Below are 969 nucleotides of genomic sequence, written 5' to 3'. Positions count from 1 at the left end.
CTTGCCGCGACCGGCGGCGCCGGGGTGGATGTGGTGCTCAACTCGCTGGCCGGTGAGTTCATCGACGCGTCGCTGCGGTTGCTGTCCGATGGTGGGCGCTTCATCGAGATGGGCAAGACCGACCTGCGCGACCCGCGGCAGGTCGCCGCCGACAACCACGTGCAGTATCGGGCCTTCGATCTGATGGAGGCCGGCCCGGACCACATCGCGGCGATGCTGGCCGAGCTGATGGGGCTCTTCGCGGCGGGCACGTTGAAGCCGTTGCCGGTCAAGACCTTTGACGTGCGATCCGCCCCGGCGGCGTATCGCTTCATCAGCCAGGCTCGCCACGTCGGCAAAGTGGTGCTCACCATCGGCGAGCGCGGGCTTGCCGGGGGCAGTGTGGTGGTCACCGGGGGGACCGGGATGGCGGGTTCGGCGCTGGCGCAGCATCTGGCGACGCGTTATGGGGTGGCGCATGTGGTGTTGGCCAGTCGCCAGGGCTCGGATGCCGAGGGTGTGGCCGAGGTGGTGAGTCGGCTGGAAGACGCGGGGGCGCGGGTGTCGGTGGTGGCCTGCGATGTGGCCGATCGCGATGCGGTGGCGGCGTTGATCGCGGGGCTGCCGGCGCAATATCCGCTCAAGGGGGTGTTTCACGCCGCGGGGCTGCTTGATGACGGGCTGATCGGTTCGTTGACGCCGGATCGGGTGGATGCGGTGTTGCGGGCCAAGGTGGATGGGGCCTGGAACCTACACGAGCTCACCGCGGAACTGGATGTTTCGGCGTTTGTGATGTTCTCGTCGATGGCCGGCATCGTGGGCGCCCCGGGGCAGGGCAATTACGCGGCGGCCAACAGTTTCCTCGATGGTCTGGCCGCCTACCGGCGTGCGCAGGGCTTGGCGGGGTTGTCGGTGGCGTGGGGGCTGTGGGAACAGGCCAGCGGCATGACCCGACACCTGGGCGAGCGCGACAAGGCCCGCATGACCCGA

General features: G+C 68.9%; 1 protein-coding gene. It reads left to right on the top strand.

Translation table 11 applies throughout. The features are described from left to right. Positions 1-969, top strand: a 969-nt coding sequence (locus A5736_RS01350) for an SDR family NAD(P)-dependent oxidoreductase (RefSeq protein ID WP_139333057.1), incomplete at both ends; no start/stop codon positions are given.

It is taken from the genome of Mycobacterium sp. SP-6446, assembly GCF_001954045.1.
Lineage (GTDB): Bacteria > Actinomycetota > Actinomycetes > Mycobacteriales > Mycobacteriaceae > Mycobacterium.
The sequence above is the reverse complement of the archived record's forward strand: the minus strand, read 5'-3'. Positions and strand labels throughout refer to the sequence as shown.